Origin of the sequence: Vibrio sp. M260121, assembly GCF_036533715.1 — a bacterium.
Classification (GTDB): domain Bacteria; phylum Pseudomonadota; class Gammaproteobacteria; order Enterobacterales; family Vibrionaceae; genus Vibrio.
In genome coordinates this window covers 21,518-37,255 of the sequence record NZ_JATABF010000021.1, presented here as the reverse complement: position 1 = coordinate 37,255, position 15,738 = coordinate 21,518, and the positions used below count along the sequence as shown (strand labels likewise).

Sequence of the window (15,738 nt, the reverse complement as noted above, 5' to 3'; positions counted from 1 at the left end):
TTTCACACAAAATTCGATTATTTTGATTAATTGACCTAAATCAATTATCTCATCTAGGCCTCTAGCTTGGCAATCAGTTGATTCAATTTGTGAGGCTCATCAAGACTTATCGTCACTTTCGCTTTGCCGTTTGCAGAACGGACCAAAGAAACCTTGGCATCAAGCAGTTGACTCAATTTATGCGACATTTGCTCCGCTTCGGTATCTTCTTGTTGAGCTTTTTGCTCATTTTGTGGGGCTAAGCACTTTTTTACTAACTGTTCGGTTTGTCGAACCGTCATTTGCTTCTTAGCCACCTGTTGAGCCACTTCGACTTGCAGTTCGCCTTCTAGCGCTAACAGAGCTCGAGCATGACCCATTTCTAATTTTTTATCTGCAACCAGACCCTTTACATCAATTTCCAACTGATTTAGACGTAATAGGTTACTTACTGTGGTTCTTGATTTGCCAATCACATCGGCCACTTGCTGATGCGTCAGCGTGAATTCATCCTGCAGGCGCTCAAGCGCTTGCGCTTCTTCAATCACATTCAAATCTTCACGTTGAATGTTTTCGATCAGTGCCATCGCTATCGCTGCACGGTCTTCGACCTTTTTCACTAAACAAGGCACACGTTTAAGACCAGCCTGTTTTGCAGCGCGCCAACGGCGTTCACCAGCGATGATTTCAAACTGACCACCCGCAACTTGGCGAACCACGATCGGCTGAATGATGCCTTGTGATTGAATCGAAGCTGCCAGTTCTTCTAGCGCTTCTGGCGCCATATCTTTACGCGGTTGGTAAACACCCGGCTGCAATTGACCAATCGCCAAATCCGTCAGTTCACCGTCAGCCGACAATGCTTGGCTGTGCGATGCAATGTGCTGTTTTTCACGAGCTAACGAACTGGTCGACAACAACGCATCCAGTCCTTTTCCTAGACCACGCTTAGACATAGGAGGAATTCCTTAGGTTAGAGTTAAACTGGGATTTCTTCGCGGCGGAGCATTTCGCCCGCTAAAGCAAGATACGCTTTGGCGCCAGCAGAGTACTTGTCATAGTACATGGCTGGTTTACCGTGGCTCGGCGCTTCGGCCAAACGCACATTACGTGGGATCACAGTACGGTAAACTTTACTACCAAAGTGTTTTTTAAGTTGATCGGATACTTCATTAGACAGGCGGTTACGTGGATCGTACATGGTACGTAGTAAACCTTCGATTTTGAGGTTATCATTGACCACGGCCGCTAACTTGCTGATTGTATCCATAAGAGCAGTTAAACCTTCTAACGCAAAGTATTCACATTGCATCGGCACCAGCACAGAGTCGGCTGCGGCCATAGCATTGATTGTAAGAAGGTTTAGAGAAGGAGGACAATCAATAAAGATGAAATCATAGTTATCGCGAACTGACGCAAGGGCGTTTTTCAGACGCACCTCACGCGCGAACACTTCCATCAATTTGATTTCTGCAGCGGTAACGTCTCCGTTCGCTGCAATCAGATCGTATTTCCCTGTGGTTTCGGTACAAACCACCTGATCAAACGGGGTATCTTCAACCAGAAGATCATACGCCGTTGCGTCGACCATATATTTGTCGACGCCACTGGCCATCGTAGCGTTGCCTTGAGGGTCGAGATCGATCACCAAAACCTTGCGCTTTGTTGCCGCCATCGAAGCTGCTAAGTTAATGCACGTTGTTGTTTTGCCGACCCCACCTTTCTGGTTGGCGATTGCTACAATTTTACCCACGATTACCTCGCTAATTTTCCTTGCGCGATAAGATTACTAGATGACGATCACCTTCCAACTCAGGAACAGCTAAAGATATGATCTCTGTCACACTACACCATTCAGGAAGCAGATCTATTTCATCTTTAGGGTGAAGCCCTTTCAAAGCTAAGAACACCCCAGAATCTTGTTTAGGCAGATGATGACACCATTCCACCATGTCCGTCATTGAAGCAAAAGCTCGACTCAAAACGCCATCAAATTTTTCTTCTGGCTGGAATTCTTCGACGCGACTTTGAATTGCCGTCACATTTTTCAGCCCTAGCGTGTGCACAACTTGCTTGATAAAGCGGATGCGTTTGCCAAGGCTATCGAGCAAGAAGAAGGTTTTCTCTGGATTCATGATTGCCAATGGAATACCTGGCAAACCTGGTCCTGTGCCAACATCGATAAAACGCTCACCTGATAAGTGAGTGCTAACGACGATGCTATCAAGGATATGTTTCACTAGCATCTCAAGTGGGTCACGAACCGACGTTAGGTTGTAAGCTTTGTTCCACTTGTCGAGCAGTTCGACGTAACCGACCAACTGCTCACGTTGTTTTTCAGACACTTCCAAATCGGTTTGCGCGATCAGCTCGTCTAATCTGGTACGTAAAGCACTCATTACTCTTCCTCGCCTTTTTTCAGCAAACCGTGCTTCTTCAGGTGAACAAGCAGAATAGAGATCGCTGCCGGCGTGATACCTGAGATACGAGAAGCAATACCAATGCTTTCTGGTTTGGCTTCTGTCAGCTTAGCAACGACTTCGTTAGACAGACCTTTCACGTCTTTGTAATTCAAGTCTGCAGGGAGCTTAGTGTGCTCATGACGAAGCGATTTTTCGATCTCTTCTTGCTGGCGCTTGATGTAACCATCGTACTTGACTTGAATTTCAACTTGTTCTGACGCTTGTTGATCTTCTAGAGCAGGAGCAAAAGCATCCAGTTGCGTCAATTGTGAGTATGAGATCTCAGGGCGACGCAAAAGATCTTCACCACTTGCTTCACGAGCCATTGGTGTTTTCAATAGCTTGTTCAGTTCATCAATGCCTGCAGAATTTGGGTTCATCCACGTCGACTTTAGACGTTGGCGCTCGGTTTCCATGTTCTCGATTTTCTCGTTGAAACGTGCCCAACGCACATCATCAATCAAACCAAGTTCACGCGCTTTTTCCGTCAAACGTAGATCGGCGTTATCTTCACGAAGCAACAAACGGTATTCCGCACGAGAAGTGAACATGCGGTACGGCTCTTTGGTACCCATGGTCGACAAATCATCGATTAACACGCCCATGTAAGCTTGGTCACGACGTGGGCTCCAGCCTTCTTTGCCTTGACTGTGCAAACTTGCGTTCAAGCCTGCCATCAAACCTTGTGCTGCTGCTTCTTCGTAGCCAGTCGTACCGTTGATTTGACCAGCAAAGAACAGACCACTGATGAACTTGGTCTCGTAGGTTTGCTTCAAATCACGTGGGTCGAAGAAGTCGTACTCGATCGCGTAACCTGGACGAACGATGTGTGCGTTCTCAAAACCTTTCATTGAACGAACGATTTGCACTTGCACATCAAACGGCAAGCTGGTGGAAATACCGTTAGGGTATAACTCGTGCGTGGTTAGGCCTTCTGGCTCAATGAAGATTTGGTGACTGTTCTTATCCGCAAAGCGCATTACTTTGTCTTCGATAGAAGGACAGTAGCGCGGGCCAATACCTTCGATCACGCCTGCGTACATTGGGCTACGATCAAGGTTGTTGCGGATCACATCATGAGTTTGCTCATTGGTGTGAGTAATAAAACATGGGATTTGACGCGGTTGATGTTCACGTTTGCCCATGAATGAGAATACAGGTGTTGGGTTATCACCGTGTTGTGCTTCCAACACTGAGAAATCCACGCTGCGTGCATCGATACGTGGTGGTGTACCTGTTTTCAAACGATCGACACGGAATGGCAGTTCACGTAGTCGATCCGCCAGTGCGATCGATGGTGGATCCCCAGCGCGACCACCTGAAGAGCTTTCCATACCGATATGGATCTTTCCGCCAAGGAAAGTACCTACGGTTAATACCACCGCTTTCGCTTGGAATTTCAGGCCCATTTGCGTTACGACGCCAACCACACGATCTTGGTCCACAATCAGATCATCAACCGATTGTTGGAACAGAGTTAGGTTTGGTGCGTTTTCTAGCGCGTTGCGTACGTACGCTTTGTACAATGCACGGTCAGCTTGAGCACGTGTTGCTCGAACCGCTGGACCTTTAGAGGCGTTCAGTGTTCGGAATTGAATACCTGCATGGTCAATGGCTTCAGCCATCAGACCGCCCATAGCATCCACTTCTTTTACTAAGTGACCTTTACCGATACCACCAATCGCCGGATTACAAGACATCTGGCCTAATGTATCGATGTTATGGGTAAGGAGGAGTGTTTTTTGTCCTGTGCGTGCAGATGCGAGCGCGGCTTCCGTTCCTGCGTGTCCGCCACCGACAACAATGACGTCAAATTTTTCGTGATAAAGCATGAACTGACCTCAGGTATTCAAAGGATTTAATGAACAGATAAAAAAGAGCGGTATTTTACCTTTTTTCTGTGTGAGAGAGAATCGTTTTCTCGCTTTTCAAATTTTAGTCCCTAAGACTATATATATAAGATCTATATATATGATCTTTTATTGGATCTATTATTAGGATCGCATGTTTCTGTGGATAACTAGAAAATGATCAACAAGATCATGGATCTTCTTTGGATCATATCTTGTGATCATGGCTTGATCAGATCGAGGATTTCCTGAGATCAAAATGCTGGGTTATACACAGGGGTGAAAAAGGATCTAAGTTATTCTTTGGATAACTAAAGGAAAATCACTGGATCTTACCTGACTTATCCACAGTTGGTTTGGGTGTTTTTTGAGCGGTTGAACAAGATTTTTTGAGGGGAGTTATTCACAATGGGAAGAAACAGAGCCGCAATGCGACTCTGTGATAGAGGAATTAAGCAGAAAAGCGAGCCAGATTTTCCTTCAACCACACTTCTGCGGCGTCTTCAGGTACGTCGTGGCTAAGTACATCAATCTTCAAGCAGTCTGTGATTGGCGTTGCGCCAATGTCTTCTAACAGGTCGTATGCATGTTGGCCTGCAGCACAGAACGTATCGTAACTTGAGTCACCAATCGCTATCACAGCAAACTTTACGTCCGCCATCTTAGGCGGTGTGTTTTGTAATGCAGCAATGAAAGGCTGAATGTTATCTGGGTATTCACCCGCGCCGTGAGTTGAAGTTATCACCAACCAAGTGCCTTGGTTCTCGATCGCAGACAACTCCGGCTGGTTGTGGATCGTTGTTTCAAAACCGTTCTCATTGAGTAGATCACTTAGGTGATCACCAACGTATTCTGCGCCACCTAACGTACTGCCTGTAATAATGTGGATCATGTGTCTTCCTTTATTGAGCCTCACTGACGCCAACGTGTTATTAGCGCCAGTACAAAAAGAAACGCGGTGTTAAACCTATGCTTAACACCGCGTGTTTTGATTATTTACCAATACAGAATGAGGAGAAGATTCGGCCGAGGAGGTCATCAGAGCTGAACTCTCCGGTAATCTCATTCAAGTGCTGCTGAGTAATGCGCAGCTCTTCTGCCAAGATTTCGCCAGCCATATAGCCTTCAAGCTGTTCTTGGCCGATTTGAAGATGTTGAGCAGCACGTTCTAGCGCATCTAGGTGACGACGACGAGCCATAAAGCCGCCTTCCGTATTGCCTGAGAAGCCCATACACTCTTTTAAGTGAGTACGTAAAGCATCCACACCTGCGCCTGTTTTTGCAGAAAGGCGAATCAGAGTCGGATCGTTTACATGGCAGATCCCCATTTCTTCACCTGTTTGATCCGCTTTGTTACGGATCACCGTCATGCCAATACTGTTTGGCAAGCGATCAACGAAGTCTGGCCAAATGTCTTTTGGATCCGTTGCGTCGGTTGTGGTGCCATCTACCATAAACAGAACACGGTCTGCTTGGGCGATTTCATCCCATGCACGCTCGATACCGATTTTCTCTACTTCATCAGAAGCATCACGCAGACCAGCGGTATCGATGATGTGCAAAGGCATACCGTCGATATGGATGTGTTCACGCAATACGTCACGCGTAGTACCTGCGATATCCGTAACGATAGCGGATTCTTTGCCAGATAGAGCGTTCAATAGGCTTGATTTACCAGCATTAGGCCGGCCTGCAATCACGACTTTCATGCCTTCACGCATGATCGCGCCTTGGTTGGCTTCTTTACGTACCGCATCTAGGTTATCGATGATTGTTTGTAGGTCACCAGACACTTTACCATCGGCCAAAAAGTCGATTTCTTCTTCTGGAAAGTCAATGGCCGCTTCCACGTAGATACGTAAGTGGATCAGAGATTCCACCAGCGTTTGGATGCGTTGTGAGAACTGGCCTTGCAGTGATTGCAGTGCTGATTTTGCTGCTTCTTCTGAGCTGGCATCAATCAGGTCGGCAATCGCTTCTGCTTGAGTTAGGTCCATCTTGTCGTTTAGGAAGGCGCGTTCTGAGAACTCACCAGGTCGAGCGGCACGTACGCCGTCGATACCCAAGATACGCTTAATCAGCATATCCATTACCACAGGGCCACCATGGCCTTGCAGTTCAAGTACGTCTTCGCCTGTAAACGAATGTGGGTTAGGGAAGTACAAGGCAATGCCTTGGTCTAGCACGGTGCCATCTTCCGCTTGAAATGGTAGATACTCTGCGTAGCGAGGCTTTAGCGTCTTACCTGTGACTTCTAGCGCCACTTGATTGGCCTTAGGGCCAGAAACACGAATAATGCCGACACCACCACGACCGGGTGCGGTAGCCTGAGCGACAATCGTATCTGTAGTCATAATCTTGCCTTTTGAGCTGGGCTATAGGGTTACACCCCTAGGGAGCCAGAACCAATTAATTAGCTGAATTGTAATCAGCCAAAAACAAAAAGGCGACCTTTTGGCCGCCTTTCTTATGCTTTTCTATCAAGGTTACTTAGTGTGTAAGCCTTTTTTCTCCAGCGCTTTGTAAATCAAAGTTTGCTGGATAAGCGTAACGATGTTCGACACCAACCAGTATAGAACTAGGCCTGATGGGAAGAACAAGAAGAAGAAGGTAAACATAACCGGCATAAAGGTCATGATCTTCTGCTGCATTGGATCCGTTACTGTTGTTGGGCTCATCTTCTGGATTAGGAACATTGACGCACCCATCAGTAGCGGCAGGATGTAGTAAGGGTCCTGTGCTGAAAGGTCGTGAATCCAACCGAAGAATGGTGAGTGACGAAGCTCAACCGATTCCATTAGTGCCCAGTATAGTGCGATGAAGATAGGCATCTGTAGGATAAGAGGTAAACAGCCACCTAGTGGATTCACTTTCTCTTTCTTGTACAGTTCCATCATCTCTTGGCTCATGCGCTGACGGTCATCACCGATGCGCTCACGCATTGCTTGCAGCTTAGGCTGTAGCATACGCATTTTCGCCATAGACGTGTATTGCGCTTTCGTTAGTGGGTACATTGCACCACGAACGATGAAGGTCAAACAGATGATTGCCACACCCCAGTTACCCACGAAGCTTTGGATGAAAGCAAGCAGTGAGTGAAGTGGTTTAGCGATGAACCATAGCCAGCCGTAGTCCACTACTAGATCTAGGTTTGGTGCCACTGCTGCCATTTCGTTTTGTAGCTTAGGACCAACCCATAGTGTTGCTTCAAACTTCGCTTGGTCGCCCGTTGCGATAGTTTTGTTTGGCATACGCACGCCGATGTCGCCTAGGTTACCAATCACGCGAGTGTACAGGTTAGTACCTGGTTCGTTGCGTGGGATCCAAGCTGCAGCGAAGTAGTGTTGGATCATTGCTGCCCAACCTTGGCCATCCGCTAGGTTGATAGACAGGTTACGATCCTGCATATCTTCGAAGCTGTATTTCTTGTAACGAACGTCTTCTGTAGAGTAAGCGCCGCCACGGTAAGTAGGCATTGTGATGCTACCACCAGCGTCCATTAGGTTTTGACGCAAGTGAGCGTACATACCAAATGTTGCGTTGTTACCAGAGTTGTTCACGACATCGTATTCTACGTTCAGCGCGTAGCTGCCACGTTTTAATACGTAAGTCTTGATGTATTCGATGCCATTCGCAGTGAAAGTCATTGGAACGCGTAGTTCATCTTGACCGTCAGCTAGAGTGAAGCTGTCTGCGCTCACGTTGTAGTGAGGACGGTTAGTGCTGCTAAGGTCGATACCTTGAGGACCCACTAGACCGCTTTGTGCGATGAACTGGTGACCTTTAGTGTCTTTTAGCAGAACGAATGGGTCTGATGAATCAAGTTCAGCAGAGTATTTGTTCAGGTCGGCATGTACCACATCGCCACCAACGGTGTCGATCGACAGAGTTAAAACATCAGTCGTTACTGTGATAGTTTTTGCAGAAGCTTGCTGTTGACCAGGAACTGGGTCTAGCTCATCCGCAAAAGATGGTGCAGGTAGAGTACTGCTTGATTGAGCCTGTTCAACCGCTTGAGGTGCTGGATTCTTTGCTACTTGCCACTGTTGAAACAGCAAGAAAGAAACCAGTGCCAGAGCGATGAGCAGGATATTACGTTGAGAATCCATCGTTAGTTATCTCTGTCTTGTTTTTGGACTGGTGGAACGGGGTCATACCCCCCTTCATTCAAAGGGTGGCATTTTAATAGACGTTTGCCTGATAACCAACATCCTTTTACAAAACCGTGAGCTCTCAAAGCTTCTAGTGCGTAAGTGGAACAAGTTGGTGTGAACCGGCAGCGAGGACCAATCAGAGGGCTGATAAACCAGCGATAAAGATTAACGAGCCCAATGGCTATCCACGTGAAGGGCGAGACAGGCGATGCCATAGCTTATCAAACAACTTAAATAATTCCTCATTGCTTAAATCTTGCGCGCTTTTCTTCGCGATCACAACAAAATCTTTATTTGGAAGCTGATGTTGATTGTTACGAAAGCTTTCACGAGCCAAACGCTTAAAACGGTTACGACCGACAGCAGTTTTGATTTGCTTTTTCGGAACAGCTAAACCTAATCGTGGATGAGAAAGTTTGTTATTGCGAGCAATGATGGTGAAATGAGGCGAGCCAGCTCGATGAGCTTGCTGGAAGACGTTTTGATAATGCTCGGGAGTTAACAAGCGTAACTCCCGATTAAACGCGTACGTGTTCAAAATAAACTAGCGATTATTTTGATAGGCGCGCACGGCCTTTTGCACGACGTGCGTTGATAACTTTACGACCGTTCTTAGTTGCCATGCGAGCACGGAAGCCGTGAGTACGCTTGCGCTTTAGAACTGTAGGTTGAAAAGTGCGTTTCATGATAATTACCTTTACTGATCAGTAGTTTTAGGTTCTTGTTAAACCCGGCGTGGGCAATATGCTTTCTTTATATAAAGAAGCTCTTTATATAGAGAAGAACAACCGACGCCTCTCAACAAAGAGGCGGAATTGTAATCACACTCACATAATGTGTCAATGACTCATGTGTATGAAATTCCGGCCGGGCGATTATACGTAGTGTGAGTAAAATCTCAAGGATCGATTGATCCTAATGCTTGATCTTTACTCTATTCCCACTTGGTTAAGGAATTTTTTCAATCTAGGATCTTGTGGATTGTCGAAAATATCCTGTGGAGAACCTTGTTCAACAATGTTGCCTTCGGCCATAAAGATCACTCTGTCAGCCACTTCTTTGGCAAATTGCATCTCATGCGTTACCACTAGCATTGTCTGGTGTTGGTTAGCTAACTTCTTCATTAATGAGAGAACTTCTCCAACCCACTCAGGATCCAGTGCAGACGTTGGCTCATCAAAAAGCAACAGTTCCGGCTGTAAGGCCATTGCACGGCCAATACCTACACGCTGCTGTTGACCTCCAGACAGCGCCGCTGGATAACTTTCGCCTTTATCGCCAAGACCAATGTCGTCGAGAATTTCTTGTGCACGTTTTAGTGCGTCATCTTTCTTCCAGCCACGTACGGTAATCAGGCCTTCTGCAATGTTCTGACGCGCAGTCATATGAGCAAATAGGGCATAGTTTTGAAAAACAAACCCAGTTCGGCGGCGTAGAGCCAATACTTCGGCTTTGGTATGTTTTTGTGTATCTACGGAGATGTCATCGATGGTAATGCGACCTTCATCCGCTTGCTCTAAGAAGTTAACGGTGCGCAATAGGGTCGATTTACCCGTACCACTTGAACCAATAATAACGATGATCTCACCTTGCTTGATATCGAGATCAATACCTTTAAGGACTTCTGTTTCGCCAAAGCGTTTGTGGATATTTTCTAATTTGATCATCGTACGTACGCCTTATTCAATTTTGCCTCTGCCCATATTTGTACTCGAGTCAGAATCACCACCACACCCCAGTAAATAAGAGCGACGGCAAGGAAAGCTTCGAAGAAGCGGAAGCTAGAAGAGGCTTCCATTTGTGCTTTAGCCATGATTTCAGCCACACCCAACGTGAAGGCGAGGGAAGTGGACTTAATCATATCGATGAAGTAGTTCATCAATGAAGGCAGTGCGACTCGCGTTGCTTGTGGCAAAATAATCCGACGCATCGCTTGAGGTGTTGTCATCCCCACTGACAAGCTCGCTTCCATTTGACTGCGATCAATACCAATGATAGCGGCACGAATGCTCTCTGCCATGTAGGCGGCAAAGTGCAATGTCAAACCAATCACTGCCGCGGAAAAGGCATCAATGCCCACCATGAACGGGAAGATTTGCGGTAAGCCGTAGTAAAGCAAAAACAGTTGTACTAGAAGTGGGGTACCACGGAAGAAACTGATATAAAGTTGGCTCAATTGATCGAGAACTGGCAGCTTAAATACGCGAATGTTCGCTAAAATGACGGCTAGAATCAGTGAAAAGACCAATCCCCATGTGGCCATTTCCATGGTTGTGCCAAGATACTTGAGCAGTATTGGCAGCAGTTCCAACATGTAATTAAAATCAAATCCCATACGACTTACCTTGAGAAAAGAAAAGGTGGAATACGAAGTTCCACCTTGTCATTGAGTTAAAAAAGGACGCGAGATAAAGCTCTGCGTCCTAAAAGAAGAGAAGTTTTACTTAGTGATGTCGGCACCAAACCATTTCACTGAAATCTTCTCTACTGTTCCGTCGGCACGCATCTCTTCAAGTGCTTTATTCACTTCTGCCTGTAGCTTACGACCTTTTTCGTTATCAACGAATGGCCAAGCGTTTTGAATCGTTTCAAATGGTTCACCCGCAAGTTGTAGCGGTAGACCGGTTTTCTTAATCAGTTCTAATGCAGACAGACGGTCCATAACGAACGCATCAGCACGACCCAAAGCTACATCGTGTTCAATACCAGTATCGTAAGTCTTGATGTTGATCTTGCCGTCTTTGTCGTAGCTGCGAAGCAACTGCTCAAAGTTAGAGCCTAGGTTAACCGCAACGGTTCTGCCTGCTAGATCTTCCACACCTTGAATACTGTCGTTGCCTTTACGCACGGTAATTTGCGCACCGTCTACTACGTATGGGTCAGCAAATAGGTATTTCGCCTTACGCGCATCTGTCATGGTGATCTGGTTCGAGATAGTATCAATACGGCCCGTTTCTAGTAGGCCAAATAAACCAGAAAAGTTCGCTGTGACGTATTCGATCTTGTAATCGTTACGTTTACCGATCTCATCCCACATATCCACTTCAAAGCCTTGCAGCTTATCTTGCTTCACAAAGGTGAATGGGAAGTAACGGCCAGACATGCCTACTTTTACTTCAGTAGCGGCAGTGTCGACTGCCGCTTGAACGGTCGCGGCAGACAAAGCGATGGCTGCAACGGCAACCTTAATCCAGTTTTTCATAATACATCTCCATACTTTTATGGTTGGAAATACTACTGTCAGTTAGCTCAATTAAAGAAATAACCAAGTGCAATAACCTAGACCTCAGAGTAATAAGATCTTATTTGGTATAGATAGTAGCCAAGATATAGGGATAAATGATGAAAAAACGATCGGAAAGAGCAGAAATGACGATCGAAAAAAATCGATGAACCGAAATTCATTCACAGAGTTATCACCAATTGCTCGATCTGGCTGATTTTGCCCAAATGTGGATCAATGTGTGGGCAAATTTGGGGCAAGATGTGTTGATCTCGCTTAGTTGGGCGAAATAATTGTGAATAACTTAGATCTTATTCACTGGATCGTCGATCAATTGCTGGCGATCTTGGTTATCAACAGGTAAAATTGCCAGTCTTTTCCGATAATTCAAATACTCAGTGGGGGCACCGTGTCATCTTCGCTTTGGTTGCAATGTTTGCAGCAGCTTCAAGAAGAGCTACCAGCTACAGAATTCAGCATGTGGGTTCGTCCGTTACAAGCGGAGCTCAATGACAATACTCTCACTCTGTTCGCACCTAACCGCTTCGTGTTGGATTGGGTTCGCGACAAGTACCTGAACAGCATCAATCGTTTACTGCAAGAATACTGCGGTAACGACGTACCTAGCCTGCGCTTTGAAGTGGGCAGTCGCCCAGTTGCAGCACCAAAACCGGCACCGACACGTACGCCGGCAGACGTGGCTGCAGAATCTTCAGCGCCTGCTCAACTGCAAGCACGTAAGCCTGTGCATAAAACGTGGGATGACGACGCGCAAGCGATCGCTGACATCAACCACCGTTCAAACGTGAACCCAAAACACAAGTTCAACAACTTCGTAGAAGGTAAGTCGAACCAATTGGGTCTTGCTGCTGCTCGTCAAGTTTCGGATAACCCAGGCGCAGCCTATAACCCACTATTCTTATACGGTGGTACAGGTTTGGGTAAAACCCACCTTTTGCACGCGGTAGGTAACGCGATTGTGGATAACAATCCCAACGCAAAAGTGGTGTACATGCACTCTGAGCGTTTTGTGCAAGATATGGTGAAAGCACTGCAAAACAACGCGATTGAAGAATTCAAACGCTACTACCGCAGTGTTGATGCGCTACTTATCGATGACATCCAATTCTTTGCTAATAAAGAGCGCTCGCAAGAAGAATTCTTCCATACCTTCAATGCACTATTAGAAGGTAACCAACAGATCATCCTGACATCTGACCGTTATCCAAAAGAGATCAGCGGTGTAGAAGATCGTCTGAAATCACGTTTCGGTTGGGGTCTAACCGTCGCGATCGAGCCACCAGAGCTTGAAACTCGTGTGGCGATCTTGATGAAGAAAGCTGAAGACCACCAAATCCACCTAGCGGATGAAGTGGCGTTCTTTATTGCTAAGCGCCTACGCTCTAACGTTCGTGAACTGGAAGGTGCACTGAACCGCGTAATCGCAAACGCAAACTTCACTGGTCGTCCAATTACGATTGATTTTGTTCGTGAAGCGCTGCGCGATCTGCTTGCTCTACAAGAGAAGCTCGTAACGATCGACAACATTCAAAAGACGGTCGCTGAATATTATAAGATTAAGGTTGCTGACCTACTATCTAAACGTCGCTCTCGCTCGGTTGCTCGTCCTCGTCAGTTGGCGATGGCGTTGGCAAAAGAGTTGACCAATCACAGCTTGCCAGAAATTGGTGATGCGTTTGGTGGTCGTGACCACACCACAGTACTGCATGCATGTCGCAAGATTGAGCAACTGCGTGAAGAGAGCCACGATATTAAAGAAGATTACTCTAACTTGATTCGCACCCTGTCTTCGTAATCGGTTAGAATGACAGTATTCTAAGCAAATCATTAATTGAGCTGACAGCGTAAAGAGCCAAGCATGAAATTTACCATTGAACGTAGTCATTTAATCAAACCGCTACAACAGGTTTCGGGTGCACTAGGTGGCCGACCAACCCTACCAATTCTTGGTAACCTACTGATTAAAGTAGAAGAGAACGTGTTATCCATGACTGCAACCGATTTGGAAGTGGAATTGGTGAGCAAAGTGGCTCTAGAAGGGGATTTTGAAGCGGGCAGTATTACCGTTCCTTCTCGTAAATTTCTTGATATCTGCCGTGGTCTACCAGACGACTCTATCATCACCTTCGTACTAGAAGGCGATCGCGTGCAAGTTCGTTCAGGCCGTAGCCGTTTCTCACTGGCGACGCTTCCAGCGAACGATTTCCCGAACATTGAAGATTGGCAGAGTGAAGTGGAAGTGTCACTAACTCAGTCTGATCTGCGTACGCTGATCGAGAAAACACAATTCTCAATGGCGAACCAAGACGTTCGTTACTACCTCAACGGTATGTTGTTTGAAATCGACGGTACGACGCTACGTAGCGTGGCAACTGACGGTCACCGTATGGCGGTATCTCAAACACAACTCGGTGCTGATTTCGCACAGAAGCAAATCATCGTGCCGCGTAAGGGTGTACAAGAACTTGTGAAGCTAATGGACGCGCCAGAGCAACCTGTCGTGCTACAAATTGGTAGTTCAAATGTGCGTGCAGAAGTGAACAACTTTATCTTCACTTCTAAGCTTGTTGATGGTCGTTTCCCTGACTATCGCCGCGTAATGCCACAAAGTACGACCAAAACATTAGAAGCAAGCTGTGATGAATTACGCCAAGCGTTTTCTCGTGCAGCGATTCTTTCTAATGAAAAATTCCGTGGTGTTCGTGTAAATCTTGCGGGCAGTGAAATGCGCATTACTGCTAACAACCCAGAGCAAGAAGAAGCAGAAGAAATGCTAGACGTGACCTTTGAAGGTGACGCTATCGAGATCGGCTTCAACGTTAGCTACGTGCTTGATGTGCTTAATACACTGCGTTGCGATAACGTACGTGTGTCGATGTCAGATGCGAACGCAAGTGCGTTGATTGAAAACGCAGACGACGACAGTGCCATGTACGTGGTGATGCCAATTCGTCTATAAGCCATCTGAATGCCACTTTCTCGCCTCATCATTCAGCAGTTTCGAAACATTAAAGCCTGTGATATTGACCTATCAGCAGGCTTTAACTTTCTTATTGGGCCGAACGGCAGCGGTAAAACCAGTGTCCTAGAAGCGATTTACTTGCTCGGACACGGACGCTCTTTCAAGAGTTCGCTGACGGGTCGAGTTATCCAAAATGAGTGTGACGAACTGTTTGTTCATGGTCGTTTTTTGAACTCGGATCAATTTGAGCTACCTATCGGCATTAATAAGCAGCGTGATGGCTCAACAGAGGTTAAAATAGGCGGTCAATCTGGACAAAAACTGGCGCAACTTGCACAAGTTTTGCCTTTGCAGTTGATACATCCAGAAGGATTTGATCTACTAACGGATGGTCCAAAACATCGTCGTGCATTCATCGACTGGGGCGTTTTTCACACTGAGCCAGCTTTCTATGATGCATGGGGACGTTTCAAGCGTCTTAACAAGCAACGCAATGCACTGCTTAAAACCGCCAGAAGTTATCGCGAACTCAGTTATTGGGATCAAGAGATGGCGCGTTTGGCTGAAAACATCAGTCAATGGCGAGCGCTGTACATCGAACAGATGAAAACCGTAGCGGAAACCATCTGTCAGACATTTTTGCCAGAATTTGAGATCCAATTAAAGTATTATCGTGGATGGGACAAAGATACCCCTTATCATGAGATACTAGAAAAAAATTTCGAGCGTGATCAGTCATTGGGTTACACCTTTAGTGGCCCGAATAAAGCTGATCTGCGCATTAAAGTGAACGGAACGCCCGTTGAGGACGTTTTGTCACGCGGTCAATTAAAACTCATGGTGTGTGCATTGCGTGTCGCGCAGGGGCAACACCTTACCGAAATGACCGGAAAACAATGTATTTACCTAATTGACGACTTTGCGTCGGAATTAGACAGCCAACGTCGCAAGCGTCTAGCGGACTGCTTGAAAGAGACGGGCGCACAAGTATTTGTAAGCTCTATCACTGAAAGCCAAATCGCCGATATGTTGGACGATACGGGCAAATTGTTTCATGTGGAACATGGCAGGATAGAGTCAAACTAGA

At 46.3% G+C, this 15,738-nt stretch carries 16 protein-coding genes; 3 read left to right on the top strand and 13 right to left on the bottom strand.

Annotation, left to right across the window (positions count from 1 at the left end; all coding sequences use genetic code 11):
- Nucleotides 1–53: 53 nt before the first annotated feature.
- The 13 genes from QTO06_RS13100 to QTO06_RS13040 all read right to left on the bottom strand — a co-directional run bounded on the left by QTO06_RS13100 (nt 54) and on the right by QTO06_RS13040 (nt 11,647).
- On the bottom strand, nt 54–935 hold the full coding sequence (locus QTO06_RS13100; RefSeq protein ID WP_010648461.1) for a ParB/RepB/Spo0J family partition protein: 882 nt from the start codon (nt 933–935) through the stop codon (nt 54–56).
- A 23-nt stretch (nt 936–958) separates the two neighbouring features.
- Complete coding sequence (locus tag QTO06_RS13095) at nt 959–1,732, bottom strand: ParA family protein (protein WP_331408399.1); 774 nt, start codon at nt 1,730–1,732, stop codon at nt 959–961.
- Between the two features lie 10 nt (nt 1,733–1,742).
- On the bottom strand, nt 1,743–2,378 hold the full coding sequence (rsmG, locus tag QTO06_RS13090) for a 16S rRNA (guanine(527)-N(7))-methyltransferase RsmG (protein ID WP_331408398.1): 636 nt from the start codon (nt 2,376–2,378) through the stop codon (nt 1,743–1,745).
- Nucleotides 2,378–4,273, bottom strand: a complete 1,896-nt coding sequence (mnmG, locus tag QTO06_RS13085) for a tRNA uridine-5-carboxymethylaminomethyl(34) synthesis enzyme MnmG (protein WP_331408397.1) — start codon at nt 4,271–4,273, stop codon at nt 2,378–2,380. The genes rsmG and mnmG overlap by 1 nt, the downstream gene beginning before the upstream one ends.
- A 469-nt stretch (nt 4,274–4,742) precedes the next feature.
- The gene (gene mioC, locus QTO06_RS13080; protein WP_005424936.1) at nt 4,743–5,183 is read right to left on the bottom strand and encodes an FMN-binding protein MioC; all 441 of its coding nucleotides are present in this window, start codon (nt 5,181–5,183) and stop codon (nt 4,743–4,745) included.
- 100 nt (nt 5,184–5,283) lie between these two features.
- Nucleotides 5,284–6,645, bottom strand: coding sequence for a tRNA uridine-5-carboxymethylaminomethyl(34) synthesis GTPase MnmE (gene mnmE, locus QTO06_RS13075; protein ID WP_038892423.1), 1,362 nt, complete (start codon nt 6,643–6,645; stop codon nt 5,284–5,286).
- Between the two features lie 132 nt (nt 6,646–6,777).
- Nucleotides 6,778–8,400 carry a membrane protein insertase YidC gene (gene yidC / locus QTO06_RS13070; protein WP_088881516.1) on the bottom strand — a complete coding sequence of 541 codons (1,623 nt, stop codon included), beginning with the start codon at nt 8,398–8,400 and terminating at the stop codon, nt 6,778–6,780.
- Nucleotides 8,401–8,402: 2 nt separating this feature from the next.
- The gene (gene yidD, locus QTO06_RS13065) at nt 8,403–8,660 is read right to left on the bottom strand and encodes a membrane protein insertion efficiency factor YidD (RefSeq protein ID WP_005451046.1); all 258 of its coding nucleotides are present in this window, start codon (nt 8,658–8,660) and stop codon (nt 8,403–8,405) included.
- A complete protein-coding gene (gene rnpA, locus QTO06_RS13060) occupies nt 8,627–8,950 on the bottom strand; it encodes a ribonuclease P protein component (protein WP_009699098.1) in 324 nt (107 codons plus the stop codon). The genes yidD and rnpA overlap by 34 nt, the downstream gene beginning before the upstream one ends.
- A gap of 46 nt (nt 8,951–8,996) precedes the next feature.
- Complete coding sequence (rpmH, locus tag QTO06_RS13055) at nt 8,997–9,131, bottom strand: 50S ribosomal protein L34 (protein WP_005378825.1); 135 nt, start codon at nt 9,129–9,131, stop codon at nt 8,997–8,999.
- A gap of 243 nt (nt 9,132–9,374) precedes the next feature.
- Nucleotides 9,375–10,112 carry an amino acid ABC transporter ATP-binding protein gene (locus QTO06_RS13050; protein ID WP_331408395.1) on the bottom strand — a complete coding sequence of 246 codons (738 nt, stop codon included), beginning with the start codon at nt 10,110–10,112 and terminating at the stop codon, nt 9,375–9,377.
- Nucleotides 10,109–10,780 carry an amino acid ABC transporter permease gene (locus tag QTO06_RS13045; RefSeq protein WP_331408394.1) on the bottom strand — a complete coding sequence of 224 codons (672 nt, stop codon included), beginning with the start codon at nt 10,778–10,780 and terminating at the stop codon, nt 10,109–10,111. Before QTO06_RS13045 ends, QTO06_RS13050 begins: the two co-directional genes overlap by 4 nt.
- 105 nt (nt 10,781–10,885) lie before the next feature.
- Nucleotides 10,886–11,647, bottom strand: a complete 762-nt coding sequence (locus QTO06_RS13040; RefSeq protein ID WP_331408392.1) for an amino acid ABC transporter substrate-binding protein — start codon at nt 11,645–11,647, stop codon at nt 10,886–10,888.
- 430 nt (nt 11,648–12,077) lie between these two features.
- On the opposite strand from QTO06_RS13040, the gene dnaA reads away from it, so the two are divergent.
- The 3 genes from dnaA (at nt 12,078) to recF (ending at nt 15,737) form a co-directional block, all read left to right on the top strand.
- Nucleotides 12,078–13,484 (top strand): chromosomal replication initiator protein DnaA, encoded by a 1,407-nt coding sequence (dnaA, locus tag QTO06_RS13035; RefSeq protein ID WP_005532851.1) that lies wholly within the window; start codon nt 12,078–12,080, stop codon nt 13,482–13,484.
- A gap of 63 nt (nt 13,485–13,547) precedes the next feature.
- Nucleotides 13,548–14,648 carry a DNA polymerase III subunit beta gene (gene dnaN, locus QTO06_RS13030; RefSeq protein WP_005440839.1) on the top strand — a complete coding sequence of 367 codons (1,101 nt, stop codon included), beginning with the start codon at nt 13,548–13,550 and terminating at the stop codon, nt 14,646–14,648.
- Between the two features lie 9 nt (nt 14,649–14,657).
- Nucleotides 14,658–15,737: a DNA replication/repair protein RecF gene (gene recF, locus QTO06_RS13025; protein ID WP_045371904.1), complete on the top strand. Its 1,080-nt coding sequence runs from the start codon at nt 14,658–14,660 to the stop codon at nt 15,735–15,737.
- The last annotated feature ends 1 nt before the right edge of the window (nt 15,738 follow it).